Raw genomic sequence first — 26,942 nt, forward strand, 5'->3', positions numbered from 1 at the left:
GCTCTCCGCGCTTACAGCATCGGGGTTTGTGCCGGAACGGCAAGGGCATCGTTCTCGACCACGTGCACCTTGGTATCGTTGCTCAGGCGAACCTGACCCGACAGCACGATTTGATCGCCAGCCTTGATGCCGGACAGCACATGGACATCGTTGCCGCGACGCTCACCTGCCTTGACCACCACCTGCTTGGCGCGTTTCACGCCGTCAGCCTCGTGAATGACGTAGACGTTCTCGCCATAGAGGGTGAAGGAGATGGCGGACTGCGGGATCACGATCTGGTCTTTCACCGTGGGCAGTATGATGCTGGCGCGGGCGAACATGCCGGAACGGAGCTGGCCGTCGTTGTTCGGAATGTCTGCCTGCACCTGGATCAGGCCGCTCTGATAGTTGACCGCGGGCTCGATGGCCGTGATCTGGCCGTCAAACTGGGTCTGGGGATAGGCATCCACGTTGATTTTGATGGTCTGTCCCAGGGTGATTTTGGAGATGTCGGTCTGGGGCACGGTGAAGCGCAGGCGCATCACGCTGGTGTCTTCGAGGCGCACAATCTGGGTACCCGGTTCCAGATACTGGCCGAGGAAGACGTTGCGCAGGCCCACGGCGCCGCTGAAGGGGGCTCGCACCTCACGACGGGCGATGGTGGCCTTCAGACTGTCGATGTCCGCCTCCAGGGAGCGGTAGCTTGCCTCGGCATCATCCAGCTGGTCCCGGGAGATGGAGTTCTTCTGATAGAGGTTCTTGTAGCGTTCGAACTTGGCCCTGGCTGCCGGCAGCCTGGCCTGGGAGGAGTTCAGATTGGCTTTTTCCACACTGGAGTCCAGGCTCAGCAGCAGTTGATCCGCTTTGACATGTGCCCCCGATTCGAACCGGATGCTGTCGATGGTGCCTGACAGCTCGCTGGAGAGGGTGACCCCCTGGTTCGGCTCGATGAAGCCGATGGCTTCAATGGTGGGGACCCAGTCTTGCGCCTTGGTGACCATGGCGGTGACCGGGAACTCGGGCTCGGGCCGATTGGCCATGAACTCTGCAATCTTCTTCTGCTTGAACATATTGAAGCCGATGACACTGCCAAACAGGGCGAGTGCTATCAGTAACATGATGGCCATCCACTTTTTCATGAACAGGCTCCTGTGATGGAAACATTAGGGTTTAAAATGGCATTCCAGCTGGCCCGGATGACCGTCTCCAGCTGTTCCTGCGTCAATTCGAAATCGTGAACCCGGCGCTGCTGTGCCAGGTTGGCCACGCAATCCAGACTCAATGCTTGCAACACCAGAATGGGGAGATCGATGAAGAGTCCCTGTTGGCGTCCTTGCTCAAAGAAGCGCTCAAGTGGCGCCCACGTCGCCATTATGACCGGATCCCGCTCCAATTCAGCCCCCAATGGAGAACTTTCGTACTGCAATTTGCACTTGAGTGCATTGGGGGAGCTGGTGAAGATGGCATCGATGTTGAGCCAGAGGCGTCGATACTGCTCATAGGACACCTCTTCTATCTGCACACCTTCCATGACCAGGGGATGACACTTGAGGATAGTGTGCTGATAGAGCTGGCGGATCAGGTCATCCTTGTCTCTGAAATAGCGATAGATGGTGCCTGCCGCCACCTTGGCTTTCTTGGCGACCACGGCAATGGAAAGGCCGTAGAAGCCCTGCTCGCCGAGGATCTCGTGAGCTGCTTCGAAAATGCGTTCTTTCTTATCCATGGTTATCAGAGGTCAATGACTGAATGAACGTTCATTCATTCTAGGTGGGCGCAAAGGCAAGTCAAGCATTGCCCATCATCTCTGACCCTATGGGGTGAGGGATTCAAAAAGTAGTGGGGAATTGCTGGATCCAGCCTGAACAAAACAAAAATAGTTGAAAAGGGTCGGAAGTGATTGAAAAACAGGCACTTGATTCTTTGTGTCAAAAAAAGAGTAGACAAGGTCGGCATCATCATCAATAATGCGCCCCGTTCGACAGCGTAGCGCCCGTAGCTCAGCTGGATAGAGCGCTGCCCTCCGGAGGCAGAGGTCACAGGTTCGAATCCTGTCGGGCGCACCATCAAAAGTGCGCCGGTTAAACGGGCGTGTTGAAGAACGAAAACAGCTGTGGTGGCTGTAGCTCAGTTGGTAGAGTCCCGGATTGTGATTCCGGTTGTCGTGGGTTCGAGCCCCATCAGCCACCCCATTTTACAGCTTGTCAGGTACGCGAAGGTGGCGGAATTGGTAGACGCGCTAGCTTCAGGTGTTAGTGCCCCCCGGGTGTGAGGGTTCGAGTCCCTCTCTTCGCACCATACTTGCTGTATGACGAGGATGACCAGATGGTCATATTTGTGTTTTTGGAATACCCCCTCGGTGATTAGCGCAGCCCGGTAGCGCATCTGGTTTGGGACCAGAGGGTCAAAGGTTCGAATCCTTTATCACCGACCACATTTGAAAACCCCGCTCAGGCGGGGTTTTTGCTTTTTGGCATTTCTCTTTCGCTTTTTCCTGTCACGTCTTTTTACACTTCTTCAGGCGCCTGTTCGCCACGAGTTCGCTATGCTGGGGCCCGGAGCCGCGAGACAGGGGACGCTCGGGCACGGACCAGATACAAGGCCTATGCATCACCATATCACTTCTCTTCAACTCTCCGTGCTGGCCATGGCCGCACTGCTGCTGGGCGGCTGCGCCCTGCAGCCAAAACCGGAAGATCTTCTGATGGGCGCCGCCCCCAAGCCAAAGGCCGAACTCGAGGCCACCTTGGTGACCAGTGGTGGCTTCTGCGTGACCCTGAGCGAGCAGGGCCGTCTGCTGACTCAGCCCTGTGATCAGCAATCGAACCAATCATTCAGCTGGGATGTCGGTGCCCTGCAACTGGCCGGGGATTGCCTGGTCGCCAAAGGGGAGGATGGTCTGGGGATGGAGGCGTGCCGGGAGGAGAGCCATCAATGGCAGTGGCAGGGGGATCGTCTGTTCAATCGGCAGGTGTCGCTGTGCCTGGATGTGGCGGGTCGCCGTCACAAGCCGGCCGTCCCCCTGCGCCTCGCCGAATGCTATGGCGGCGCCAACCAGAGCTTTGAGTGGACGCCCTCCGGCACGCTGTTGAACCGTCTGATGCACCCGGCTCTGGTGTGGTGACAAGAGGGCGAGAAGCAAAAAGGGTGGCCCATGTGGCCACCCTTTTTCTATCCGCGACGGGGGTACCGTATCAGCGGGTCTGGGAGGCGAACAGTTTCTCCAGATAGACGGCAACGCCATCTTCATCGGAAGTGAGGGTCTGTTCGTGCTCTGGCAGGGCCAGTTTGAGGCGATCGTGGGCGTTGCCCATGACCACGCCACGGCCCACCATGCTCAGCATCTCGAAGTCGTTCATGCCATCGCCGAAGGCCACGGCCTGGGACATCTCCAGGCCGTGCTGCTCCAGCACGGCGCGCACGGCATTACCCTTGTGCACACCGGCATGCATCACCTCGAGGCAGTCAGGCAGGGAGAAGGTGACGTTGAGTCGATCACCATATTGCTGGTTGAGGTGCGCCTCTATCTTCAGCAGCTTGTCGTGGTCGCCGATGTAGAACACCTTGTTGACCCTGTCCTTCGGGTGGCTGGCGAGATCCGCCAGACGGTAGCTGAAGCCGGAGTCGTGATGGAACTTCAGCAACCAGGGCAGCTCCTCTTCCACCAGCCACTCGTCGCCGTAGTAGACGTTGATGTGGATGGACGGGTCGCGTTCCATGGCGATCAGCTCGGCCGCCACCGTGCTCGGTAGCGCCTGGTTGTAGACCAGTTGATCCTGCTTGTCGTGTACCACGGCGCCGTTGGAGGTAATGAGGTAGATATCCAGCCCCAGTGCATCGCGGATGCTGCGCACATCCACATGGTGACGGCCGGTGGCGACCACGAACTTGACGCCCTGGTCGACCAGGCGGTGCAGGGTATCCCGGGTGCGGGAGGAGATCTGGTGCTGCCCGTTGAGCAGGGTACCATCGAGATCGGACACAACTACCTTGAACATCATTACCTCGACTTCAATTGAACGCCGGGGGAGTGTACCCCAGCGTCTGCCGTCACCCCATTTATTTAGGGATCCAAAAAATAACCAGCCCCTTCTGGTCGCGTCAGTAGCGCGCGAAGAAGGCCAGGGTTGCATTGAGCGCGGCGTGGCGCTGGGGATCCGCCTCGATGAAGAGCTCGTGCCAGGCCCCTTCGATACGCAGCGGCTTGCTCCCTTCACATTGGGCCTTGGCGCAGAAGGCCTCCTGGGCGGCGTTGTCCACCACGCTGTCCTCGCCGGCCTGCAGCAGCAGCAGCGGCGTCTTGATGGCGCCGGCGTCGGCCACGGCCGCGTCCGATCCTGTGATGGCCTGATGGATCCAGTGGGCGGTGGCGCCCCCCAGCCTGACCTGGGGATGCTGTTCGTAGATCTGGCGGAAGGCCTGATAACGCGCCGTGCTGTGGGTCAGCTCGTTGTCGGCAAAGCCGTGATCCTCATAGGGTCCCTGACCCGGGCCGTAGGGGGGCTCGCCCACCCAGCCGCCGACCGTGCCGATGGTGGCCGCCAACCCCTTGGCCAGCCACTTGGGCAGGCCGCCGAGGTTGATGCCCATCATGGGGGAGGAGAGCACCGCCGCCTGGATGTCGTTCGGCCAGCGTTCCAGATAGCGGGCCGAGATGGCCCCCCCCATGGAGTGGGCCAGCAGGAACAGCTTGGCAGGCTTGTCCGGTACAATCACTTCGTCATGAAACTGTTTGAGATCGGCGACATAGTCGTCGAACTGGTCGACATACCCCTTCTCTTTGTCGGCCAGCATGCGGTCTGACATTCCCTGGCCGCGATGATCGATGAGGTAGAGGCTGTAACCCTGGCGCCAGAGATCCCAGGCCAGCTCCTGATACTTGAGGTAGCTCTCGACCCGGCCGTTGACGATGAGGATGGCGCGATCGATCTTGGGTTGGCGCAGGGCGGCATAGCGGAGGGTGACCCCGTCCTTGCCCTTGAACTCCCCCTCGACGGCATGCTGGCGCCAGAAGTCGGGCAGGGTCTGCTGATAGAGGGCGGGGACGTCGGCTTCAGTGGTCAGCTGGTAAGGATTGCTCACGGCAAGGGCTCCGGCAGAAAACAGGGTCAGGGCCAGCAGGGGCAGGTGGTTAAGCTTCATCAGTGTACTCTTCCGAAGGATCATCCGATTGTTGGGCGGCCCATCCTTTGCGGGTCAGCTGCATCTGCTGCCACCAGCGTTCGTCCGCCAGGATCTCGCCGGCCGGACCGAGCTGGGGGTAGTGCATCTCTTTCTCCTTGCAGAGCTGGGCATAGACGGGATAGCCCCCCTCGAACAAGATGGTGTTCTGCTCTTCCAGGCTGAGTGGACAGCCGCGCTGATAACAGCCGGCCAGTTCGCGCTGGCGCTGGGCCTCGTAAAGGATGGCGGCGGCGGCTACCGAGACGTTGAGGGACTGCACCATGCCTACCATGGGGATGACGATATGGTGATCGGCCAGGGCCAGCGCCTCTTCGCCGATGCCGTGCTTCTCCTGGCCCACCAGGATGGCGGTGGGTCTGGTGTAGTCGATGGCACGAAAGTCCACGGAGCTGTCGGAGAGGTGGGTCGCCAGGATCTGCATGCCGGAGGCCTTGAGTTCGGCCACCGCGCTGCCGATGTCCGGGTGCAGCTTCACGTCCACCCAGTTCTGGCTGCCGCGGGCAGTGCCCTTGCGCTTGTGGATCCAGCTCTTGGGCCAGACCGCGTGCACCCGGTGGATGCCGATGGCATCGGCGGTGCGCACGATGGCGGCCAGGTTGTGAGGTTTATGAACCTCTTCCATGCAGACGGTCAGGTCGAGCTGGCGCATGGCCAGCATGTCGGAAATGCGTTTGAAGCGTTCAGGAGTCATGTCGGTTTCTATGTCGTGAGGCCGGTGCATGCAACAAGGCTGGTGGCCTGCGGCATGGGGCCCTGGGTATCTCTTGAAAAGCAGCAGGCGGCTTGCGCCGCCTGTGTTCAGTTTTTCTGTCGGCTCACCCTGAGCACGTTGGGCATGACCCGGATCTTGCGCATGATGTTGGCGAGGTGGATCCGGCTCTTGGTGGTGATGAGCAGGGTGACCACATAGACCCGGCCATCCTTCTCCTCGGTGCTGATGGCGTGGATGTTGGCGCCGGTGGCGGCAATCACGTTGGCCAGCTCCGCCAGGGCGCCCTGGTGGTTGACGATCTCGATGCTGATGCCGGTGCGGAATTCCTGCTCCTGCTCCTTGTCCACCTCCCACTGCACCGGCAGGTATTTGTCCGGTTCGCGGCTGTAGCCCTTGATGTTGCGGCAGGACTCCTGGTGGATCACCAGTCCCTTGCCCGGGCTGATGTGGGCAATGATGGCGTCCCCCGGGATGGGGCGGCAGCAGTTGGCGAAGGTGACCAGCATGCCGTCGGCCCCCTTGATCGGCATCTTCTTGCTGGTGGATTTGGGCTGCTCTTCCAGCGGCAGTTCATCTCCCAGCATGCGGCGTGCCACCATGACGCTCATGGCGTTGCCAAGGCCCACGTCGGCCAGCAGCCCCTGCAGGTTCTCGTGTTTGGTATCGGCCAGCACCTGCTTGACGCGGGCTTCCGGGATGTCTTCGATGTTCTTGGCGCCGAGGGCATGGTTGAGCAGGCGGCGGCCCAGCACCACGGACTCTTCGGTGCGCAGGTTCTTGAGGAACTGACGTATCTTGGAGCGCGCCTTGGTGGTCACCACGAAGTTGAGCCAGGCCGCGTTCGGGCGGGCGCCGGGGGCCGTGATGATCTCCACCGTCTGACCGGAGTGCAGCGGGCTGCTCAGCGGATAGGGGTGGCGGTCGACCCGGGAACCGACACAGGCATGACCGATGTCTGTGTGCACCGTGTAGGCGAAGTCCACCGGGGTGGCGCCGGCGGGCAGCTCCATGATGCGGCCCTCCGGTGTGAAGACGTAGATCTCGTCGGGGAAGAGGTCGGTCTTGACTCCCTCGATGAACTCGAAGGAGCTGCCGGCGCTCTGTTGCAGCTCCAGCAGGCTCTGCATCCAGCGCTGGGCGCGGATCTGGGCCGTGGTGCCCGAGCTGTCCCCATCCTGCTTGTAGGCCCAGTGGGCGGCGACGCCCTTGTCGGCCATCTGGTCCATGAACTCGGTGCGGATCTGCACCTCCACCGGTACCCCGTGGGGGCCCACCAGGGAGGTGTGCAGGGACTGGTAGCCGTTGGTCTTGGGGATGGCGATGTAGTCCTTGAAGCGACCGGGGCGCGGCTTGTAGAGGCTGTGCATCTGCCCAAGCACCCGGTAGCAGGTGTCTATGTCTTTCACTCTCACTCTGAAAGCATAGATATCCATCACTTCGTGGAATTGCAGTTCTTTCTTCTCCATCTTGTTGTAGATGGAGAACAGGTTCTTCTCGCGTCCACTTACCTGGGCATCGATACCGGCTTCCCGCAGACGCCCCTCAATCTCGCTCTGGATGGAGTCGATGATCTCGCGCCGGTTGCCACGGGCGCGGCGCACCGATTCCCGCAGTACCCGGGAGCGCATGGGGTAGAGCGCCTCGAAACCGAGCTCTTCCAGCTCGTTCTTCATGGTGTGAATACCGAGGCGGTTGGCGATGGGGGCGAAAATCTCGAGGGTTTCCCGGGCGATGCGGCGGCGCTTGTCCGGTCGCAAGGAGCCGAGGGTACGCATGTTGTGAGTGCGGTCGGCCAGCTTGATGAGGATGACCCGGATGTCCTGGGTCATGGCCATCATCATCTTGCGGAAGTTCTCGACCTGCGCTTCCTTGCGATCGCGGAACTTCAGCTTGTCGAGCTTGGAGACACCGGAGACCAGCTCGGCGACGGCGTTGCCAAACTGCTCGGCAAGATCGTCCTTGGTGACAGGGGTATCTTCGATGACGTCGTGCAGCACGGCAGCCATCAGGGTCTCGTGATCGAGGCGCATGTCGCCCAGGATGCGGGCCACGGCAACGGGATGAGTGATGTAGGGTTCACCACTGGAACGCATCTGTCCCTGGTGAGCATCGCGGGCTACCACATAGGCTTGCCTGAGCTTCTCAACCTGCTCGGGTGGCAGGTAGGAACTGGCTATTTCTTTAAGATTTTCAAATAAATACAAGACAGTCCCCGCAGCGGTTAAACGGCAATCCGTGAAATTGAGGGTATGCCCTCGAGTTTGCGAGGTTTTCGAGCGGTTGTAAATGGGGAGAACAGCCGGCACCCGGGCGGGCGCCGACTATGGGAAGCGATTGACTTAGCCGCGACCTTCTGCGATGGCAGCAACGGCAGCCAGCTCGGCGGCTTCCTGCTCTTGCTGCTCGTAGCGGTCCTGAGTATCCATCACCTGGTTGTTGACCAGACCCAGTTCGATCTCGCGCAGGGCGATCACGGTCGGCTTGTCGTTCTCTTCGTCGACCAGGGGATCCTTGCCTTGTACCGCGATTTGACGAGCGCGGCGCGCGGCGACCAGCACCAGGTCAAAACGGTTACCTACCTGTTTTACAGCATCTTCTACAGTAACGCGGGCCATGCGGGACTCCAGTGTTTGGGCTTTCTGTGATTGAAAAAGCAGTGTTTAAAAATGACGCAAAAGTTTACTTGTTTTTGGCTTACTCTGCCAGTAGCTGTTTCAGCAAGTTTTGCTGGGCCTGCTGTTGCTGACGCATTTCCAGGCGCTGGCACTCGATGACGGCCCTGAGTTGGAACAGTGCCAGCTCAAAGTCTTCATTGATGATGACATAGTCATACTCGTCATAGTGCACCATTTCGGCAATGGCTTTCTCCATCCGGCCCTTGATCACCTCGGCGCGGTCCTGGCCGCGGCCGATCAGGCGGCGCTCCAGCTCCTCGCGGCTGGGAGGCAGGATGAAGATGGACTTGGTCGGCATCTGTTCGCGGATCTGGCGGGCACCCTGCCAGTCGATGTCGAGGAAGACGTCGATGCCCTGCGCCAGACAGGCCTCGATGGCGGCGCGGGAAGTGCCGTAGTAGTTGCCGAAGACTTCTGCCCACTCCAGAAAGTCACCGCGCTCGATCAGCGCCTTGAACTCTTCCACCTTGACGAAGTGGTAGTGCACCCCGTGCTCTTCACCGGGACGGGTGGCGCGGGTGGTATGGGAGACCGACAGCTGCATCTTGCCGGCGGCGTTGTGCTGGGTCAGCAAGGCATTGAGCAGGCTGGACTTACCGGCCCCGCTCGGGGAAGAGATGATATAGAGAGTGCCTTGTTGCGCCATGTCTGTACCTTTAAGCGATGATCCGCGCTTTGGTTGTAGCAGAGGCCGCCGTCTTGTGCCCGATAAGGGAGACGGTTGCTCGCAATGCGCGGAGGAATCAGAGTCAGGAGGATGTAAAGGCGGCGAATGTTAGCAGATGGGGGCGGATAAAAAAACGGCCGGAATCATATTCCAGCCGATCAAAATATCCGTAGCTTGCTGTGCGGGCGTTACCCGCATAGAGGGCCATTCTGCCCACGGAGCCGGGGCCGGGCCATCAGATTATCCCTGCGCCAGGGCTCGGAATTTCCGAGTTGCCCTGGGTCGGTAGAAGATGCTTGTCGGTACAGAGGCGGTCGAAGGCGGCGATGACCCGCTCGCGGCTTATCTTGGCCATGGCGTCCGGATCCTTGAGGCGGGTGCGCCAGCCGAGCTCGGCCAGCGGCTTGCCGGTCTCCTGCTCAATCAGTTCCTGATAGACGCTGACCAGATAATCCCGGCACAGATAGGGGCCGGTACGGGCGGGGTTGTGGTGGGCGTAGAGGCCGATCACGGGTGTTCCCACCAGGGTGGCCATGTGGGCAGGGCCGGTATCCGGGGCCAGCACCAGGCTCGCCTCGCCAATCAGCGCCAGCAATTGCTTGAGGCTGGTCTGCCCCACCAAATCTGCCGGCTTGCTCTGGCTGAGGCGCTGGATCTCGGCGGCGAGATCCCGCTCCAGCTTGGCCGGTCCGCCGCACAGATAGACCTGAAAGCCCTTGTCTGCGGCGTGATCCGCCAGCGCGGCATAGCCGGCGGCAGTCCAATTCTTGAATGCCTTGCTGGCAGCGGCGCAGATGAGCAGGGTCGGCTTGCCGCCAATTTTCTCCTTCGCCCAGGCCTGGTGCTCGGCGCTGATGGGCAGTTGCCAGTCCGGGGTCAGATCCTTTATCCCGAGCTCTTTGGCGAAGGCGAGAAAGCCGTCCAGCACGTGGGGGGAGGCGGGTGAGGGGACCCGATGGTTGGTGAACAGCCACTGACCGTCGCTGGCGCGCTCCCGATCAAACCCGAGTTTGACCTTGGCCTTGATGCCGAGGGTGGCGATGCTGGCGCGCATGGCGGCCTGCAGGTGGAGCAGTGCATCGAACCTGCGCCCCTTGAGGGTCTGCCAGAGATCGCGATAGCCGCGCCACCCCTTGCTCTTGTCGAAGGGAATGACCTCGACCCCCGGCAGATCGGCGAACAGGGTCGCCTCAATCTTGCCGGTGATCCAGGTGATGCGGGTCTGGGGCCACTCCCGCTGGATGACGCGCACCAGCGCCAGCGCGTGGCAGCAATCTCCGATGGCGGAGAGCCGCAGGATGCAGATGGAGGAGGGCGGCGTTTGGAACAGCGGCATGATGTGGCGCAACGATGGCAAAATGGATGGATGGCATTATGCAAACTCCCCTGTGGATTGTAAAATTGCGCCGGTTGCCCGACCGGCACGGCTTTCTGAATGGATGCCCTGCACCCACTATCGACCGGAATTCTCATCATGCTGACACACACCACCCACAACCAGGTCTGCTGGTATGCCGACGGAGTCTTCCGCGATCCCTCCCCTGCCTTGTTCGATCCTGTCTGGTGGCAGACCCATCGCCAGGTGGTGGGCTCTTCCATCGGCCGCGGGGTGACCTGGTTCGTCAAGGACGAGGCACGCCATCTGGTGCTGCGTCACTACTACCGTGGCGGCATGGTGGGCAAGCTGGTGCGTGACCGGTTCTGGTTTGAAGGGGTGGAGAGCAGCCGGGCCATGGCTGAATATCGTCTGCTGGCGACCCTGAGTGAACAGGGGCTGCCGGTGCCGCGCCCCTTTGCGGCCCGCATGGTCAAGCAGGGACCCTTCTATCGGGCCGACATCCTGATCGAGCGCATTCGCGGCGCCAAGGATCTGGTGGCCCTGCTCAAGCAGGGGCCGATCGCCGGTGAGGTGTGGCACAAGATAGGCAAAACGGTGCGCCAGTTGCACGATGCAGGGGTCTATCATGCGGATCTCAACAGCCACAACCTGCTGCTCGACAAGGAGGGCAAGGTGTGGGTGATCGACTTCGACAAAGGAGCCATCCGCTCCCCCGGCAACTGGCAGCAGGCCAACCTGGAGCGGTTGCTGCGCTCCTTCAACAAGGAGTCGCAACTGCACACCAGCTTCCACTTCGTGCCGGAAAACTGGCAAGCCCTGATGGCAGGCTATCAGGGCAAGGTGGCGTGACGTCGGGTTCCACTTCGTAGCTGGAGGCTGGCAGGCCGCTGATGGCGCCACCGGGGGCGAGAGGTGCGAGGCCAGCGATGCTGGCGCGGTTGCTCGGCGCCAGTACCAATGTTACTTATTGAGTGTGATTGCTTGGACAGATATTCAGATCCGGTTTCGAGGCGCGTGATGGAAAGGTATGAGACTCCCGGGGTTGAGGTCACCACTCCCCTTGAGGTGACGCTGATGGCACAGGCCATGGCGATGTTGGAGGCCGGGATCTGGACCTGGTCGGCCGGGCAGGGTCTGAGGCGGGACCCTTCCTGTCTGCAACTGCTGGGTCTGGAGGGGGGCGAGTTGGGGGATCTCGGCTGGCTGGATCGGGTACATCCGGATGATGCACCCCGTCTGGCAGAGGCCCTGGAGGCCTGCCAGCATGGGCGCAGTAACGGGCTTCGACTCGAGTACCGCATCCTGCACCATCAGGGCCATTACATCCGGCTGGAGGAGCGGGTCCGTCGCGACGAAGGGGGTCAACTGCTGGGGGTGGTTCGCCATCTGGATGCCGCCATGGCGCCCCTGGAGGATCGCCACGACACGGATCCCCTCACCGGCCTCGAGAGCCGCAGCCACTTCGAGCTGTTGCTGGATGAACGGCTGGCCAGCGAAAGCGGCAGTTTCTGTCTGCTGCAGTTCAGCGTGGATCACCGCAGCAAGATCCTGCAGTTGTTCGGGGAGGCGGCCTGCGACGCCATGCTGGCCAAGCTGGCCCGCATCGTGCGCCGCGAGCTGCGCCGGGAAGATCCCTTCGCCCGTTGGGACGAAGACGGCTTCATCCTGATGCTCTCCCAGACCGATCGGCTGAGTGGCCTGGAGATTGCCGAGCGGCTGCGTCTCGAGATCGCCGACGCCAGCCTGCTGCCCCAGCGTCCGGTGACCGTGAGCATCGGCCTGGTGCAGAGCCAGAGTGCCGAGCAGCTCGATCACCTGCTGGCCCGGTTGGCCTCCTGCCACGGTCAGGCGAAGCGGGAACACAACGCCGTGGTCGGCTGACGGCCAGTCACTGTCCGCGTACCCATTGACGCCGATGGACCCATCAGCGTCAATGGTTTTCAGTCAGCGCTCACTGACCTGCTGACGCTGGCAGACCCAGAGGGAAGCCAGCATCAGCAGGGCGCCCAGACCGAGCCTGAGCAGGTCGGTATCCTTGCCCCAGAGCACCAGATTGACCAGCAGACCCGCGGGGATCAAGGCGTTGTTCATGGTGGCCAGCACGCCGCTGCTGACCAGGGTCGCCCCCTTGTTCCATAGGAAGTAGCCGAGCCCGGATGCCCCGACCCCCAGCCAGAAGAGGATGCCCCATTGCAGGGGGCTGGTGGGATATTGAGGTTTGCCCAGCAGCCACCAGGCGGGCAGGGCGATCACCAGGGCGCCCAGATAGAAGCAGCCGAACACCGCCAGCTGGGGCGGCTGCTCAGCCTCCCGGGCCAGCAGCACCTTGTAGCCTACCTGGCCCAGGGCGAAGCAGACGTTGGCGCCCTGCACCACCAGGAATCCCAGTACATAGTTTTCGGTCAGGCCGTCGAAACGGATGACGGCCGCCCCCAGCACCGCCAGCAGGGCCCCCCACAGATAGACAGGCTTGAAGCGCCCTTCCAGCAGGTCGTGGATCAGGGTGACATAGATGGGGGTGAAGATGGTGAACACCAGCACTTCCGGTACCGTCAAGAGCAGGAAGGAGTGGTAGTAGAAGAGATACATGATGCCGAGCTGGATGGCACCGAGGGCCATCAGCTTGGCCACCAGATCGGGGCGCAGCCAGCGACGGCGCAGGAAGGGCAGAAACACCAGGCTGGCGAGCACGATGCGGGTCAGTACCGAGAAGTAGGCATCCACCTGACCGGCAAGGTAGACCCCGATCAGGCTGAAGGAGAAGGACCAGAGCAGGGTAACCCCTATCAAGTAGTTCATGTGATTGAATTGTCGTCAGTTGTCAATTTGGAGGGCGCTATGATGGCCGAGTTGGAAGGCGCGATCCAGCGTTTATGGGAAGGGTTGTCACAGATCGGAGCATTTGCCTTCGAGGCGAGCAACGGGACCGGATCCGCCACCGACTGGTGCGGTCGCGGTGAGGGTGCCGTGGTGGTGACCGATCACCATGGGGGGTGGCTGTATGCCGAGACGGGTCGCTACACCACGCCCCATGGCCGGGAGCTGACCATGCACAACCGCTTCTGGTGGCAGCGCACCGCACGGGGGATCATGCTCTCCCACCTGCGCTACGAGCAGCCGGTGATGCTGTTCGAGCTGTTGCCCCGGGGGGATGGGCACTGGGTCACGGCCGAGCCTCACCGGTGCGGGCAGGATCACTACAGCGCCGAGCTGACCGAAACCGGCGAGGGTTTCCTGCTCGCCTGGCAGATAACGGGGCCGCGCAAGAACGAGCGGTTGAGTTATCGCTACGGAGCAGAGGCGCAGAGATAAAAAAACCGGCGCAGGGCGCCGGTAGAGGGGACAAATCGGAGGTTTTGTTAAAACGGTCCCAAAAACAGGAGAGATACACTCTCGTCACACACGCAGAGAGGGTCTTCAGGCATTCAGTGCATAGTTCAGCATGGCTTGCAGCTTGCTGTCGAAGAACCAGGGCAGCAGCACCATCAGCAGACCCAGCACCCCGGCCAGCCGGTGGCGATACTGCCAGCCGGCTATCAGTACCAGACCGCCGCAGAGGGTGGTCAGGATGCCTGACATAGGGCAGCCTCCCGCTGTTGGCGGCGCTGCTGTGCCCACTGGTTGAGGGCGACCGAACCCAGGATCAGGGCCAGCGCCACGCCCGTGGTGGACTGGATCTGCTCACCGAGGAACAGGGCTCCCAGCATGACGCCGAACAGCGGCACCAGGTAGTTGCTGAAGGAGGCGAAGGTCGGGCCCGCCTTCTGGATCAGCGCCATGTAGAGGAAGTAGACCAGGCCGGTACAGAAGATCCCCAGCATGGCGACGGCGCCCATGGCCTGCTGGCTCGGCAGGGTGAGGCTGCTCAGGTCGGCCACGAAGGGCGCGGCTAGCAGCAGCTGGATGGCCGAGGAGATCAGGATGTTGCGGGCCACGACCACAGGATGGTCCTTGGCGAAGCGCTTGATCATCAGCAAGCCGATGGCGAAGCAGCTGGCACCGAACAGGATGGCCATGGCACCGAGCAGGCCGGCATTCATGCCGCTGGTCAGCTTGGGCCAGAACAGTACCAGCACGCCGATGAAGCCGATGATCACGGAGACGAGGCCGCCCTTGGTGATTCTTTCACCAGAAATAAACAAGGGAGCCGCCAGAATGGTCACAAAGGGGATACAACCCATGACCACGGCCGCGATGGCGCTGTCCACATACTGTTGTCCCCAGGCCACCATGATGAAGGGGATGGTGGCGTCGAGCAGGGCGATCAGCATATAGGTTCGCCAGGGCGTGTGTTCACTCTTGAGGCGCATGAACAGGCAGAGCAGACCCAGGGTCAGGCTGCCGCACAGGGCGCGTCCGGCGGCCACCATGATGGGGGGCAGTTCAGCCACGGCCTGGTGCATGAAAATGAACTGGGAGCCCCACAACAGGCCGATCGCCAGCAACAACAGATAGCTACGCATTTGAATCTCCGATGTAATTCGCCTGCGCATTCTATGCAATCTGCTACTATGCCAAAAATGAATTGCCGTCATTCAACTATGGCCAATATCGATGGAACTGCCCCTCTCCCGCCTCGACCTCAACCTGCTCACCGTGTTCGACATGCTGATGCAGGAGCGCAACGTCACCCGTGCCGCCGAACGGCTGCACCTCTCCCAGTCCACCGTCAGCCATGCGCTGGGGCGCTTGCGCCAGGCGCTGGATGACCCGCTGTTCGTGATGAGTCGGCGCGAGATGATGCCGACCGAACGGGCCAAGGCGCTGGCGAGCCCGGTGCGCCAGGCGCTTGCCATGCTGGAGCAGGGGCTGCGTCAGGCCAAGGGATTCGACCCGGCAAGTGCCCGGCGGATCTTTCGCATCGCCACCCCGGGCTCGGTGGAGCACGGCCTGGTGCCGGTGCTGGTGGAGTGGATGGTGCAGCAGGCTCCCCATTGCCGACTGGAAGTGTGCGAGCTGGCGGACAGCGACTACGAGCGGGAGCTGGAGAAGGGGGAACTGGATCTGGTGATCGGGTTTGCCGGTGCCAACCATCTCTCGCCCCGGTTGTGGCGCGAGGAGTGGTTCAGCAATCCGCTGGTCTGTTTGTCGCCCCTCGGCAGCGCTCTGCCCGACATGCTGGGGCCGGGAGAACTGGTCAGCCGGCCCCACATCCACACCTCCAGCTGGGGCCACAGCCAGGCCATGGTGGATCTCTGGCTGGCCCGTTTCGGGGTGGAGCGGGAGCTGGGGGTCAGGCTGCCGAGCTTTATGGCGGTACCGCCGCTGATGGCGACCGGCCGCTACCTGGTGGTGGTGCCCGAGATGATCGGGCGCCACTTCTGTCGCCACTATCCGTTGCGCCTGCACCAGCTGGAACCCGCCATCCCCATCGTCTACCTGATGGCGGGCCACCCGCTCACTGCCCATGACGAGGCGATCGGCTGGTTCAAGGGGTTGTTGCACCGGCTGGCGAGGGAGCGCTACGGCGCGGATGCGCTCGGCCATCCCGCGCCGCAGGGGGCAGATCACGCCAATCCGGAGAAGTAGTCCAGCCCCATCGCCCCCTTCACCTCGGCCAGCACCTCGTCGGTGAGGGCCCGGGCCTGCTCGGTACCCTGCTGCAACAGACGCAGCAGCTGGCGCTTGTCGGCGATGGCTGCCTCGCGCCGCTCCCGCATCGGAGCGAGCAGGGTCTGCAGGCAGTCGTTGAGTACCTGCTTGCAGCGCATGTCCCCCAGACCACCGCGCTGGTAGTGGGCCTTCATCTCGGCCACCAGGGCCTTGTCGGGGTGGAAGGCATCCAGATAGGCGAACACCGTATTGCCCTCCACCTGACCCGGATCGCTCACCTTGAGGTGATTGGGGTCGGTATACATGGCGAACACCGCCTGCTTGATCTCGTCGCTCGACATGCCGAGTTCGATGGTGTTGCCAAGGGACTTTGACATCTTGGCCTTGCCGTCGATGCCGGGCAGGCGGCCGGTGTCGCTCAGGATGGGCTGGCACTCGGTCAGCACCTCTTTGCCCACCAGGGTGTTGAAGCGGCGCACTATCTCGTTGGTCTGCTCCAGCATGGGCAGCTGATCCTCGCCCACCGGCACGTGAGTGGCACGAAAGGCGGTGATGTCGGCGGCCTGGCTGACCGGATAGACGAGGAAGCCGGCGGGCAGGCTGCGCTCGAACCCTTTCTGCTGGATCTCCGCCTTGACGGTGGGGTTGCGCTCCAGCCGGGCGACACTGACCAGGTTGAGGTAGTAGGTCGTGAGTTCGGCGAGGGCGGGCAGGGCGCTCTGCAGGCAGAAGGTGGTCTTGGCGGGGTCGAGGCCAGCGGCCAGGTAGTCGGCCATCACCTCCAGCACGTGATCGGTCACCTTGGCCGGGTTGTGGCCGTTGTCGGTCAGCGCCTGCAGATCGGCGATCATGACGAACTGGCGGTAATGGTGCTGGGCGGCCACGCGCTGGCGCAGGGAGCCGACGTAGTGGCCGATGTGCAGTTTGCCGGTGGGGCGGTCGCCGGTCAGGATCACGGGGTAGTGCATGTCACTCTCTCCAGTTGGGTGAGCCGGGAGGCGACATAGGGATGAAAACAATGACCGCCTCTCGGCGGTCACGGTGTTTTCTTTGGGAAATTTTACATAGAAAAGCAGTGCCGCCTGTTTAGAAGAAGCACCACCAGTAGTTGTGATTGAATGAGGTCATATTCATGGCAAATCACACTACGCCTGTTCGATCACTTCTGCAAGGGCACGACCAGCATGTCGCAGGGCACGGTATTCATCAGCTGGCGTGCGCTCGAGGTGAGCAGGCTCCAGAAGCTCTGGCGATGGCCGCACACCAGCAGGTCGATCTGGTAGTCCTTGACCGCCTGGTTGACCCGCTCGCTCAGATCGCCGCAGATCACCAGCTTCTTCTCGATGGGGTAGTCCACCGAGGCGAGGAAGGCTTCCAGCTTCTCCTTCGCTTCGGCGATCACCTGGTCCTGCACGTTGTCGATGTCGATGTCGATCATCTCGGTGTAGAGATCCTTGAGGTCCACATCCACATGGATCACCGACAGCTTGGCGCCGTTGGAGCGGGCCCGGTCGACCGCCTTCTCGATCACCTTGCGGTTGTCTTCCGACAGGTCGATCGCGGCCAGTACGTGTTTGTAATAGGTTCCATTCATGGGAGTTCTCCTCACTGATCCTGGGTCCACTATACCAATGTCTGCTGAAACTAAAACGGCATCGTCGCCACAGTTTCAGGATTTGCCTGACCCCGAACCGGAAGGCGTAGAGGTGCAGGTGGCCGGGGAGTGCATATTTTGAACAGGAGTTTGACGCCGGTCACAGGCGTGCTATTGCCCTCGGGAAGGTGGGGGAATAGGATGTGCCCGTGCTTCGCAATGAACACAAAACAACAAAAAGCATCTGAATACCGCTTTGGGGAGCCTCGCGCTCCCTTTTGTTTTTCTGCCCTCTTCCAGTCCATATCCCGTCCGACATCAAGGTAATCCCGCCCCCCTTGGTTATGCTGTAGCCAGTTCCCTTGGCAAAACGGCCAGGGCTCCTCACCTGCAACCGGGTGACGCTGTCATGGCCGTTTCTCATGTCCCACCGATGCACCGGAGAGTCCTTCATGATCATTCATCCCCAGATCCAGGGTTGTGTTGCCCGCAATTGCCACCCCATGGGTTGTCGCGCCGCCGTGCTGCAACAGATCGAACAGGTGCGGGCGGCGGGGCCGTTCAACGGGCCGAAACGGGTGCTGGTGCTGGGGGCATCGTCCGGTTTCGGGCTGGCGTCCCGGATCGCGCTCACCTTCGGCGCCGGGGCCGATACCCTGGGCGTCTCGTTCGAGCGGGGTCCCTCCGACAAGGGGCTCGGCAGTGCTGGCTGGTACAACAACATCTGGTTTCGTCAGGCGGCGGAGCAAGCCGGTCGCATCGCCGTCAACCTGATCGGGGATGCCTTCTCCGACACCATGCGCCAGCAGGCCATCGACGTCATCCGCCAGCGACTCGGGCAGGTGGATCTGGTGGTCTATTCGCTGGCGAGCGGAGTCAGGGTGATGCCGGATGGCACACAGGTACGCTCGGTGCTCAAGACCACAGGCCAGCCGCTGCAAGGCTGGGGGCTGGATCTGGAGCACGATGCGCTGGTGCAGCAGTCGCTGGTGCCAGCCACCCCGGAGGAGATCCGCGACACCGTCACCGTGATGGGGGGCGAGGACTGGCAGCGCTGGATGCAGGCATTGCAGCAGGCGGATTGCCTGGCCCCCGGCGCCCGGACCGTTGCCTACTCCTATATCGGCCCCGAGTCCACCTACCCCCTCTATAGAGACGGCACCATCGGCTATGCCAAGGAGCACCTGCACGCCACCGCCGAGACCATCAACCTGCAACTTGCCGGGATTGGCGGTCATGCCTGGGTGTCGGTTTGCAAGGCGCTGGTGACCAAGGCGAGCGTGTTTATTCCGGTGCTGCCTGTCTATCTGGGCCTGTTGATGGGGGTGATGAAGGAGCGTGGTGTCCACGAGGGCTGCATCGAGCAGATGCAGCGGCTGTTTGCCGACAAGATGTACGGGCCCAGAGGGGTCGTCGCCGATGGCAACCGGCTGATCCGGATGGATGACCACGAGCTTGAGCCAGCGGTGCAGGCCGCCGTCTCGGCACTCTGGCCCAAGGTGACGCCGGAGAACTTCCGCATCCTGGGGGATTTTGCCGGGTTGCGCCAGGAGTTCATGCAGCTCAACGGCTTCGAGCTGCCGGGGGTGGATTACGGTGCGCCGGTGAACGTGGCGTCACTCACTGAGCTGGCGCCCTGACACCCGCACGAGGGGCCATCAGGCGACGTTGCAGGCCAGTTCAGGGGAAAGATTGGGAGACTGGGCCAGCACGGTCTGGTTGCGCCCCTGGCGCTTCGCCTGATACATGGCCATGTCGGCCCGATGGATGAGCTGGCTCAGGCTGTCATCCTGCGTCGAGCGTTCCGCCACCCCGATGCTGATGGTCATGTGGGGGGCGGCCAGGTAGGCGATCCGGCTTCTCAGCTGCTCCGCCAGCCGCCAGCAGGTGGCCCCGTCCTGGGTCATGGCCACCAGAAATTCTTCCCCGCCCCAGCGCCCGATCAACTGCTGGTCCGGCGCCCAGCTCTTGAGCTCCCTGGCCAACTGCCGGATAGCCTGATCCCCCGCCTGGTGACCATGCTTGTCGTTGATCTGCTTGAAGTGATCGATGTCGATGATGAGCAGGGTCAGGGGCGTTTCGTGCAGCCACTGTTGACCCAGTCTCTCCAGCAGGGCGCGTCGGTTGGGCAGCCCGGTCAGCTGATCGAAGGTGGCGAGCTTGTAGAGGTGGCGCGAGCTGCGGTGGAGCCTGCGGGTGGTGAGCCCGAGCAGGATCAGGGCGACGGCCAGCAGCACCAGCAGCAGCAATTGGTAGTAGCGGGCACTCTGCTGGTAGAGCAGTTGCTGGCGCTTGCTCTCGTTCTCCTGTTGCAACGCGCGATTGCTGGCCTCGCTGCGAGCCAGATCCATCTCGACCTGGAAGGCGGCCGCGTGCTGGCTCAGGGTCTGGTTGAAGTGCTGCTTGTAGTACTGCATGTAGCGGGTCATGGCCCCGTAGGCCTCGGGGTAGCGGCCCAGATCGGCCAGCAACCTCGCCTGCATCGCCCGACCATCCATGGAGAGAGGGGCGGTGTGCTCCATCAGCAGTTGCAGGGCCAGCTGCTTCTCGCCACGACCCAGCAGGGTTCTTGCCCTGATCTCGGTCAGACGGGAGGCCGCCTGCGGGCTATCCAGCCTGTCATAGATGGCTTGTGCCTCCTCCAGGCTGCGCCAGGCTGAGTGCCAGTCCGCCCGTGCGTTGAACACCATGGCCTGGTAGCCGAGGACGATGGCGCGATAGTGGGGTGACAGGCTCGGCGTGGCCAGCAGGGTTTCGAGCAACTGGCTGGCTCTGGCAGGCTGGCCCATGTCGATGTAGAGCCTGGCCATGTTGGCCCGGATGATGGCCTGGCTGTTGGGCTCGTTGAGCTGCACCATCTGGCCGAGGGCATCCTGATAATAGGTCTCGGCCTCACGGTAGAGATTGAGGTCCGCATAGAGGTTGCCGAGGGTCATCAGCAGACGGCCGCACTGCAAGGTGGAGAGGATGGAACCCGGCTCTTTCTGCTTGAGGTGATAGGCGGTCTTGAGCTCAAGGATCGCCTCTTTCATCTGCTGGGTACGGTAGAGGGCGAGCCCGTTGAGGGCATGCCACTCCGAGACCTGCCTGGGGTGATGCCGGACCGCTGGCCAGAGCTGGGTGAGCAGCTCGAGCGCCTGATCCGGCGTATCGGCATCCAGGGTCAGGGCAATCTGCTGCAACCGGAAGTCGAGCAGGCGAAGGGTCTCCTGCTGGGCATTGGCCAGACCGCGGGCGCGGGCATTGTCGCGCTGTGCCTGGGGATAGCGGCCAAGGGCTGCCTGGGCCAGGGATCTGGCGTAGAACAGTTCCATATCCTGCTGGGGACTGGCGTCGAGGCGCTGCAGATAGCCGACGGGATCGCGCGCCGCCTGCAATTCAGCCTCTTTCAGCAAGGAGGGAGCTGCCTGCAACTGGGTCATCCAGAGCAGCGCCAGTGCCATAATGAATCTCATTGAATCCTTTCCCCGACCAATGGCGCCATCATAATGGCTGATGTCACCTACACCATGTTTCTTTGCTTCTCTATAACCGTATGGGGGAGAGGATGAGGTGAAAAGTCGTCGCAACTGCGGGGTGCGTCGGTTGTCTCTGGTTGCGTCAGGATGCAACAGTGGCGACAATCGTGGGCAAATCACAGTGGAGAATCATCATGTTGGCCAAAGCCATGATCGAGAAGTTGAACGAGCAGATTAATCTTGAATTCTATTCCTCCAACCTCTACCTGCAGATGAGCGCCTGGTGCGAGGACAAGGGCTTCGAGGGGGCCGCCACCTTCCTGCGCCAGCATGCGGTCGAGGAGCGCCAGCACATGGAGCGCCTGTTCACCTACGTGAGCGAGACCGGCGCCATGCCGGTGCTGGGGGCCATCGAAGCGCCTCCCCACGAATTCAAGTCCCTGGGTGACATCTTCCGCACCACCCTGGAGCACGAGTATCACATCACCAAGTGCATCAACGGTCTGGCCCACGTCGCCTTCACCACCCAGGATTACTCCACCTTCAACTTCCTGCAGTGGTACGTGGCCGAGCAGCACGAAGAAGAGAAGCTGTTCAAGAGCATCGTCGACCGTCTGAGCCTGGTGGGCGAGGATGGCAAGGGCCTCTATTTCATCGACAAGGAGCTGGCCGAGCTGGCCAAGGGCGCCCCGGCCAGCATCATGGACGGCAACGCCTGATAGTCGTGGACACTTAGTGTTCAGTCAGTACAATGACGGCCCCTTGTAAAGGGGCCGTTTTCTATTTGCAGGTGTCCTTGTACCGCTGTGCTGGTGTCTGCCGGGTACAATCACGGTCCTTTAAGGTAAAGGGGCCGTTTTTCTTTTGATGGGTGAGTGACGATGAAACAGGTGGATGTGGTGGTGATCGGTGCCGGGGCGGCCGGATTGATGTGTGCGGCCCAGGCTGGCTACCGGGGTCGCTCCGTGCTGGTGCTCGACAACGCCAAGAAGCCGGGCCGCAAGATCCTCATCAGCGGCGGCGGTCGCTGCAACTTCACCAATCATCAGGCGGGTCCCCATGCCTTCCTTTCGGCCAACCCCCACTTCTGCAAATCGGCGCTGGCGCGCTATACCCAGCAGGATTTCATCGATCTGGTGGACAGGCACGGCCTGAACTACCACGAGAAGACGCTGGGCCAGCTCTTCTGTGACGACAGCGCCAAGGATATCGTCGACATCCTGCTGACAGAGTGCGACTGGGCTGGCGTGACCCTGCAGTTCCAGACCGAGATCCTCACCGTCAGCAAGACAGATGAAGGCTTCGTGCTCGACACCAGCAAGGGGGAGATCGCCTGCTCGTCGCTGGTGGTCGCCACCGGCGGCCTCTCCATGCCGAAACTCGGTGCCACCCCTTACGGCTTCAAGCTGGCGGAGCAGTTCGGCCTCACCGTGCTGCCGACTCGCGCCGGGCTGGTGCCCTTTACCCTGCATCAGGCCGACAAGGAGGCCTTCGCCGATCTGGCGGGGGTCAGCCTGCCGGTGGCGGTGACCGCCGAGGATGGCACCCGCTTCAAGGAGGCCATGCTGTTCACCCATCGCGGCCTCTCCGGCCCCGTCATCCTGCAGATCTCCTCTTTTTGGCTGGCGGGGGAGAAGATCCACATCAACCTGCTGCCGGATCTCGACATTCCAGAGACCCTCAAGACCTGGGCCCAGGCCCATCCTGCCCAGGAGCTGAAAACCGTGCTGGGGCGCGAGCTGCCCAAGCGCTTCGTCGACAAGCTGGTGGAGCTGGGATGGCTGGTGAGCAAGCCGATGCGCCAGTACAACGAACGGGAGCTGGAGGCGGTGGCCACCCTGCTGGGGGATTGGCAGATCCTGCCCAACGGCACCGAAGGGTATCGCACCGCCGAAGTGACCCTGGGGGGAGTGGATACCAACGCGCTCTCCTCCAAGACCATGGAGGCGCGCACCGTGCCCGGCCTCTACTTCATCGGCGAAGTGGTGGACGTGACCGGCTGGCTCGGTGGTTACAACTTCCAGTGGGCCTGGTCGTCGGGCTGGGTGGCAGGCCAGTACTGCTGAGGGATGCGCGGCCCTGCGGTGAATGGCCCCGTCAGCGGCCTCTCGGGTGACAACTTCCAGTGGGCCCGGTCATCGGGCTGGGGTGCTGACAAAGAGGCTCGGCGGATGAGTCCGAGCGGATCGGGCCGTGTCAGGCGGCCCGAGTGATGGAATCAGACGCGGCCTGCTCAGGCCGCGTTTTTTATGGTCGGTCGACTCGTCCGTCGACGCTGGCGGCCGCTTGGCCTCTAGCCTCTCCTGATATTGGGCAGGAAGGCGGTCAGCAGGCCAATAAGGGGCAGATAGGCGCAGACCTGATAGACGGTTTCGATGCTGGTGGCATCGGCCAATTTGCCCAGCAGGGCGGCCCCTATCCCTCCCATGCCGAAGGCGAAGCCGAAGAAGAGGCCGGAAATGGTGCCGACCTTGCCGGGTACCAGATCCTGGGCGTAGACCAGGATGGCGGAGAAGGCCGACGCCAGGATGAGGCCGATGACGATCGACAGCACCGAGGTCCAGAACAGGTCGACGTGGGGCAGCAGCAGGGTGAAGGGAGCGACGCCGAGGATGGAGATCCAGATCACCCGCTTGCGACCGATGCGATCGCCGAGCGGCCCGCCGAGCACGGTCCCCGCCGCGACGGCAAACAGGAAGGCGAACAGATAGAGCTGGGCGCTCTCCAGCGACAGGTGGAACTTGTCCATCAGGTAGAAGGTGTAATAGCTGCTCAGGCTGGCCATGTAGAAGAACTTGGAGAACATCAGCAGACCGAGGATGGCCAGTGACCAGCCAATCTGGCGGCGGCTCAGGCCGGTTCCAGCATGGGCCCTCATCCGCCGATGGAAGCTGGCGGCATGGTGGCTGGACCAGCGGCCGACGAAGCTGAGCACGATGACCCCGATGAGTGCGAACAACGAGAACCAGGCCGCACTGCCCTGTCCCTTCGGCACGATGATGAGCGCCGCGAGCAGGGGGCCGATGGCCGATCCCAGATTGCCGCCGATCTGGAACAGAGACTGGGCCAGACCAGGCTGGTTGCCGGCCGCCATGCGGGCGACCCGGGAGGATTCCGGGTGGAAGACGGAGGAGCCCATGCCGATCAGCATGGCCGACAACAGCACGGCGCCAAAGCTGCCTGCCTGCGACAGGTAGAGCAGCCCCACCAGCGTGAAGCCCATGCCCAGAGGCAGGGAGTAGGGCATGGGTCTGCGGTCGGTATAGAGGCCGATCAGGGGTTGCAGCAGCGAGGCCGTGAACTGGTAGGTGAGGGTGATGAGACCTATCTGGGTGAACGACAGATCGAGCCCCAGCTTCAGGAGGGGATAGATGGCCAGCAGTACCGACTGCATCATGTCGTTCAACAGGTGCGAGAAGCTGATGGCGGCGATCACCGGATAAGCGGTGGTAGTCGGGTTGTCCACCGCGGGCGGGGCGGTGATCGGGGTGTCGGTACTCAAGGTCTTGTCCATGGCTGGGGGATCACTCCCTCTACCATGCCCTATCCCGGCGTATCTGGACATAACCAAAGTGGGCGAACTCTCGGATTGCGTTCGCGTGGCGCGCAGGCCGTTCATGCTGACGGCGTGTGGATGGCTGGTCAGATCTTGTGCTTGGCGCGGGGCGGATTAGTATAGAAGGCCTGCCGCCGTTATCCGGCTCATCACCCGCCATGGAGGGAACATGTTCGAAAGCCTGGGTGTCATCAACGTCTGGACCTATCTGGTCGGTCTCTTCTTCATCATCATCGCCCCGGGCCCGAACTCCCTCTACGTGCTGCGAACCGGTGCCGTGCGCGGCATAGGCCCGGGTTATCGCGCCGCCCTCGGCGTCTTCGTCGGCGATGCCATCCTCATTTTCTGCGCCTATCTGGGGATCGCGTCCCTCATTCGCACTACCCCATTGCTGTTTACCCTGGTGCGCTATCTGGGCGCCATCTACCTGCTTTATCTGGGGGTGAAGATCCTGCACGCGAACTTCATCGCCAAAAAGGCGGGACCGGCGTCCGAGATGGATCCCGGTGAGCGCTATTTTACCAAGGCCCTCACCCTGAGCCTCACCAATCCCAAGGCGATCCTGTTCTACGTCTCTTTCTTCGTGCAGTTCATCGACTTCAGCTATGCCCACACCTGGATCTCCTACCTGGTGCTGGCTGGCATGCTGGAAGCGATGAGCTTCGTCTACCTGACCCTGCTGATCTTCGGCGGTACCCTGATGGCCCGCTTCTTCCGTCAGCGCCAGACGGCGGCCCGTCTCGGCAACGGTCTTATCGGTCTCTTCTTCATGGGGTTTGCGGCCAGGCTGGCGACGCTCTCCTCCTGACCCTGGGGATTGCTGACCGTCCGGTGTCGGGCACCTAGTCTGGCCAGCAATCCTTGCCCACCGGGATGAAGCGGGACTGGTAGACGATGAGCTTCTGGTTTCCCGGTTGATTGATCCCGGGATTGTGGTAGGTCTCCCCGGGCAGCAGGTACTTGCTGTCCGCCTCGCTGTCCGCCTGCTGGCAGCCCCGTTTCACCATGAACTCGAAATAGGTGTTGCCGGTATTGGTGATGGTGCTCTGTGCCGGGTCCAACTGGTATGCAAAACGTGACTGACGCGGGCGCACCACCAGGATGGACTGCAGGGCCAGCTTCACCTCGACGGTTCCCCGGTGCTGCGTCTGGCTGCCTTCATCCACCTGGGCTGCCGGTGACTCGGTGAAGGTGATGCGGTAGTAACGCTCATGGTCATCGGCGGGCCCCTTGTAGTAGAACTTGACGTTCTGGGCATGTCTGGCGTGCAGGGTGAAGCGCCTGGGGGCAAACAGCAGCTCACCGGGGACGGTGGGCAGTGTTCTGCCTCTGGCCGTGGGGTCGCTGATTTTTTCCATCTGTATGTCGTACAGCTTGGGTGAAGCACTGTTGTTGGTCAGGGTTCTGGTAATGAACTCCTGCTCTGGCGCCATGGCAAGAGTCATGGCGCCGATGTCGAGGGCGGCGGCCTGTGAGGTCAGCAAGCCGCCCAGCAAGGGCCAAAGTAGACGATGCATGTTGTACTCCATGGTCAGCGCCAGGTCCCCTTGATGGTGATGGTGCCGCTTTGTTCCACCTCGCCTTCCCACATCTCGTCGCCCATGGTGCGCTGCACCATGGGATCGGTCAGGTCGAATTCCAGCGCCAGCTTGTAAAACCGGGTGATGCCCTGACCGTTGACGGGATCATTCCACTCCTGCGGTGGTTGATTGTCCTGTATTCCGAGGGTGCGAATATCCACCGGTGTGCGATCGCAGCGAATGGCGTGCCGTGAACCCGCTCCATGAGCCACCGAATCGAATACCAGCCTGGTAGGGATGGGGCCGCTATGGAAGGTGCGAACAAGTCCCTGATATGAGATCATGTTTGTCATCTGGAGCCATGAAAAAGGGTTCATCATGAGTCATCAGCTCACCTTCGCCGACAGTGAATTCAGCAGTAAGCGCCGTCAGACCAGAAAAGAGATTTTCTTGTCCCGCATGGAGCAGATTCTGCCATGGCAAAACATGGTGGAAGTCATCGAGCCGTTTTATCCCAAGGCTGGTAATGGCCGGCGACCTTATCCGCTGGAAACCATGCACGCATTCACTGCATGCAGCATTGGTACAACCTGAGCGATGGCGCGATGGAAGATGCTCTGTACGAAATCGCCTCCATGCGTCTGTTTGCCCGGTTATCCCTGGATAGCGCCTTGCCGGACCGCACCACCATCATGAATTTCCGCC

Annotated in this window: 27 protein-coding genes, 4 tRNA genes and 1 pseudogene; 14 read left to right on the forward strand and 18 right to left on the reverse strand. The window is 61.8% G+C overall.

Annotation, left to right across the window (positions count from 1 at the left end):
• Window positions 1-11: 11 nt before the first annotated feature.
• Complete coding sequence (locus J9893_RS11000; protein WP_039040661.1) at window positions 12-1,118, reverse strand: efflux RND transporter periplasmic adaptor subunit; 1,107 nt, start codon at window positions 1,116-1,118, stop codon at window positions 12-14.
• A complete protein-coding gene (locus J9893_RS11005) occupies window positions 1,115-1,705 on the reverse strand; it encodes a TetR/AcrR family transcriptional regulator (RefSeq protein WP_143236885.1) in 591 nt (196 codons plus the stop codon). Before J9893_RS11005 ends, J9893_RS11000 begins: the two co-directional genes overlap by 4 nt.
• Before the next feature lie 263 nt (window positions 1,706-1,968).
• Here J9893_RS11005 and J9893_RS11010 point away from each other — a divergent pair.
• The 5 genes from J9893_RS11010 (at window position 1,969) to J9893_RS11030 (ending at window position 3,103) form a co-directional block, all read left to right on the forward strand.
• A tRNA-Arg gene (locus tag J9893_RS11010) sits at window positions 1,969-2,045 on the forward strand.
• 50 nt (window positions 2,046-2,095) lie between these two features.
• A tRNA-His gene (locus J9893_RS11015) sits at window positions 2,096-2,171 on the forward strand.
• A 20-nt stretch (window positions 2,172-2,191) separates the two neighbouring features.
• A tRNA-Leu gene (locus J9893_RS11020) sits at window positions 2,192-2,277 on the forward strand.
• A 59-nt stretch (window positions 2,278-2,336) separates the two neighbouring features.
• Window positions 2,337-2,413, forward strand: a tRNA-Pro gene (locus J9893_RS11025).
• A 171-nt stretch (window positions 2,414-2,584) separates the two neighbouring features.
• Complete coding sequence (locus tag J9893_RS11030) at window positions 2,585-3,103, forward strand: ricin-type beta-trefoil lectin domain protein (RefSeq protein ID WP_053287965.1); 519 nt, start codon at window positions 2,585-2,587, stop codon at window positions 3,101-3,103.
• A 70-nt stretch (window positions 3,104-3,173) separates the two neighbouring features.
• Here the strand turns inward: J9893_RS11030 and J9893_RS11035 are convergent, their stop codons facing one another.
• The 7 genes from J9893_RS11035 to J9893_RS11065 form a co-directional block, all read right to left on the reverse strand.
• Window positions 3,174-3,977: a Cof-type HAD-IIB family hydrolase gene (locus J9893_RS11035; RefSeq protein ID WP_049637091.1), complete on the reverse strand. Its 804-nt coding sequence runs from the start codon at window positions 3,975-3,977 to the stop codon at window positions 3,174-3,176.
• Between the two features lie 103 nt (window positions 3,978-4,080).
• Window positions 4,081-5,121 carry an alpha/beta fold hydrolase gene (locus tag J9893_RS11040; RefSeq protein ID WP_143236886.1) on the reverse strand — a complete coding sequence of 347 codons (1,041 nt, stop codon included), beginning with the start codon at window positions 5,119-5,121 and terminating at the stop codon, window positions 4,081-4,083.
• The gene (gene trmH, locus J9893_RS11045) at window positions 5,111-5,854 is read right to left on the reverse strand and encodes a tRNA (guanosine(18)-2'-O)-methyltransferase TrmH (RefSeq protein WP_053287967.1); all 744 of its coding nucleotides are present in this window, start codon (window positions 5,852-5,854) and stop codon (window positions 5,111-5,113) included. The genes J9893_RS11040 and trmH overlap by 11 nt, the downstream gene beginning before the upstream one ends.
• A 107-nt stretch (window positions 5,855-5,961) precedes the next feature.
• Complete coding sequence (gene spoT / locus J9893_RS11050; protein ID WP_053287968.1) at window positions 5,962-8,079, reverse strand: bifunctional GTP diphosphokinase/guanosine-3',5'-bis pyrophosphate 3'-pyrophosphohydrolase; 2,118 nt, start codon at window positions 8,077-8,079, stop codon at window positions 5,962-5,964.
• A gap of 135 nt (window positions 8,080-8,214) precedes the next feature.
• Entirely contained in the window at window positions 8,215-8,490 is a 276-nt protein-coding gene (gene rpoZ / locus J9893_RS11055) for a DNA-directed RNA polymerase subunit omega (RefSeq protein ID WP_005307060.1), read from the reverse strand.
• Between the two features lie 79 nt (window positions 8,491-8,569).
• Window positions 8,570-9,196: a guanylate kinase gene (gene gmk / locus J9893_RS11060; RefSeq protein ID WP_210600343.1), complete on the reverse strand. Its 627-nt coding sequence runs from the start codon at window positions 9,194-9,196 to the stop codon at window positions 8,570-8,572.
• 256 nt (window positions 9,197-9,452) lie between these two features.
• Window positions 9,453-10,553 (reverse strand): glycosyltransferase family 9 protein, encoded by a 1,101-nt coding sequence (locus J9893_RS11065; RefSeq protein WP_102949269.1) that lies wholly within the window; start codon window positions 10,551-10,553, stop codon window positions 9,453-9,455.
• 138 nt (window positions 10,554-10,691) lie between these two features.
• On the opposite strand from J9893_RS11065, the gene J9893_RS11070 reads away from it, so the two are divergent.
• Window positions 10,692-11,405 (forward strand): 3-deoxy-D-manno-octulosonic acid kinase, encoded by a 714-nt coding sequence (locus tag J9893_RS11070; RefSeq protein WP_124244143.1) that lies wholly within the window; start codon window positions 10,692-10,694, stop codon window positions 11,403-11,405.
• A 168-nt stretch (window positions 11,406-11,573) separates the two neighbouring features.
• A complete protein-coding gene (locus J9893_RS11075; RefSeq protein ID WP_053287970.1) occupies window positions 11,574-12,437 on the forward strand; it encodes a sensor domain-containing diguanylate cyclase in 864 nt (287 codons plus the stop codon).
• A gap of 63 nt (window positions 12,438-12,500) precedes the next feature.
• Here J9893_RS11075 and J9893_RS11080 read toward each other — a convergent pair whose 3' ends face one another.
• Window positions 12,501-13,355, reverse strand: a complete 855-nt coding sequence (locus tag J9893_RS11080; protein ID WP_210600341.1) for a DMT family transporter — start codon at window positions 13,353-13,355, stop codon at window positions 12,501-12,503.
• A gap of 42 nt (window positions 13,356-13,397) precedes the next feature.
• Here J9893_RS11080 and J9893_RS11085 point away from each other — a divergent pair, with 42 nt between their 5' ends.
• The gene (locus J9893_RS11085) at window positions 13,398-13,868 is read left to right on the forward strand and encodes a DUF6314 family protein (protein WP_210600379.1); all 471 of its coding nucleotides are present in this window, start codon (window positions 13,398-13,400) and stop codon (window positions 13,866-13,868) included.
• 105 nt (window positions 13,869-13,973) lie between these two features.
• Here J9893_RS11085 and J9893_RS11090 read toward each other — a convergent pair whose 3' ends face one another.
• Complete coding sequence (locus J9893_RS11090) at window positions 13,974-14,135, reverse strand: hypothetical protein (RefSeq protein WP_010672325.1); 162 nt, start codon at window positions 14,133-14,135, stop codon at window positions 13,974-13,976.
• Complete coding sequence (locus tag J9893_RS11095) at window positions 14,120-15,019, reverse strand: EamA family transporter (protein WP_041212088.1); 900 nt, start codon at window positions 15,017-15,019, stop codon at window positions 14,120-14,122. The genes J9893_RS11090 and J9893_RS11095 overlap by 16 nt, the downstream gene beginning before the upstream one ends.
• A 91-nt stretch (window positions 15,020-15,110) precedes the next feature.
• Between J9893_RS11095 and J9893_RS11100 the strand changes: the two genes are divergently transcribed.
• Entirely contained in the window at window positions 15,111-16,085 is a 975-nt protein-coding gene (locus J9893_RS11100) for a LysR family transcriptional regulator (RefSeq protein WP_143236887.1), read from the forward strand.
• Here the strand turns inward: J9893_RS11100 and trpS are convergent.
• Both trpS and J9893_RS11110 read right to left on the reverse strand, forming a co-directional pair.
• Window positions 16,064-17,077, reverse strand: a complete 1,014-nt coding sequence (gene trpS / locus J9893_RS11105; RefSeq protein WP_143236888.1) for a tryptophan--tRNA ligase — start codon at window positions 17,075-17,077, stop codon at window positions 16,064-16,066. The two genes, J9893_RS11100 and trpS, sit on opposite strands and share 22 nt — an antisense overlap.
• Before the next feature lie 191 nt (window positions 17,078-17,268).
• The gene (locus J9893_RS11110; protein WP_010672329.1) at window positions 17,269-17,703 is read right to left on the reverse strand and encodes a universal stress protein; all 435 of its coding nucleotides are present in this window, start codon (window positions 17,701-17,703) and stop codon (window positions 17,269-17,271) included.
• A 452-nt stretch (window positions 17,704-18,155) separates the two neighbouring features.
• On the opposite strand from J9893_RS11110, the gene fabV reads away from it, so the two are divergent.
• Window positions 18,156-19,343 (forward strand): enoyl-ACP reductase FabV, encoded by a 1,188-nt coding sequence (fabV, locus tag J9893_RS11115; RefSeq protein WP_010672331.1) that lies wholly within the window; start codon window positions 18,156-18,158, stop codon window positions 19,341-19,343.
• An 18-nt stretch (window positions 19,344-19,361) separates the two neighbouring features.
• Here the strand turns inward: fabV and J9893_RS11120 are convergent, their stop codons facing one another.
• Window positions 19,362-21,146 (reverse strand): tetratricopeptide repeat-containing diguanylate cyclase, encoded by a 1,785-nt coding sequence (locus J9893_RS11120; RefSeq protein ID WP_128296569.1) that lies wholly within the window; start codon window positions 21,144-21,146, stop codon window positions 19,362-19,364.
• Window positions 21,147-21,355: 209 nt separating this feature from the next.
• Between J9893_RS11120 and ftnA the strand changes: the two genes are divergently transcribed.
• Together ftnA and J9893_RS11130 are read left to right on the forward strand one after the other, a co-directional pair.
• Complete coding sequence (gene ftnA, locus J9893_RS11125) at window positions 21,356-21,880, forward strand: non-heme ferritin (RefSeq protein WP_010672333.1); 525 nt, start codon at window positions 21,356-21,358, stop codon at window positions 21,878-21,880.
• 162 nt (window positions 21,881-22,042) lie between these two features.
• Window positions 22,043-23,227 (forward strand): NAD(P)/FAD-dependent oxidoreductase, encoded by a 1,185-nt coding sequence (locus tag J9893_RS11130; RefSeq protein ID WP_143236889.1) that lies wholly within the window; start codon window positions 22,043-22,045, stop codon window positions 23,225-23,227.
• Window positions 23,228-23,454: 227 nt separating this feature from the next.
• Here the strand turns inward: J9893_RS11130 and J9893_RS11135 are convergent, their stop codons facing one another.
• Window positions 23,455-24,675 (reverse strand): MFS transporter, encoded by a 1,221-nt coding sequence (locus J9893_RS11135; protein WP_039040678.1) that lies wholly within the window; start codon window positions 24,673-24,675, stop codon window positions 23,455-23,457.
• A 211-nt stretch (window positions 24,676-24,886) separates the two neighbouring features.
• Between J9893_RS11135 and leuE the strand changes: the two genes are divergently transcribed.
• On the forward strand, window positions 24,887-25,525 hold the full coding sequence (gene leuE / locus J9893_RS11140) for a leucine efflux protein LeuE (RefSeq protein ID WP_010672336.1): 639 nt from the start codon (window positions 24,887-24,889) through the stop codon (window positions 25,523-25,525).
• A 34-nt stretch (window positions 25,526-25,559) separates the two neighbouring features.
• Here leuE and J9893_RS11145 read toward each other — a convergent pair whose 3' ends face one another.
• The gene (locus tag J9893_RS11145; RefSeq protein ID WP_042880795.1) at window positions 25,560-26,234 is read right to left on the reverse strand and encodes a fimbria/pilus periplasmic chaperone; all 675 of its coding nucleotides are present in this window, start codon (window positions 26,232-26,234) and stop codon (window positions 25,560-25,562) included.
• A 14-nt stretch (window positions 26,235-26,248) separates the two neighbouring features.
• Complete coding sequence (locus J9893_RS11150) at window positions 26,249-26,581, reverse strand: hypothetical protein (protein WP_246875562.1); 333 nt, start codon at window positions 26,579-26,581, stop codon at window positions 26,249-26,251.
• Between the two features lie 34 nt (window positions 26,582-26,615).
• Between J9893_RS11150 and J9893_RS11155 the strand changes: the two are divergent.
• Window positions 26,616-26,942, forward strand: a pseudogene (locus J9893_RS11155) (transposase); the annotation flags it as partial.

Origin of the sequence: Aeromonas sp. MaB10011B, from assembly GCF_017939325.1 — a bacterium.
Taxonomy (GTDB): Bacteria; Pseudomonadota; Gammaproteobacteria; order Enterobacterales; family Aeromonadaceae; genus Aeromonas; species Aeromonas caviae.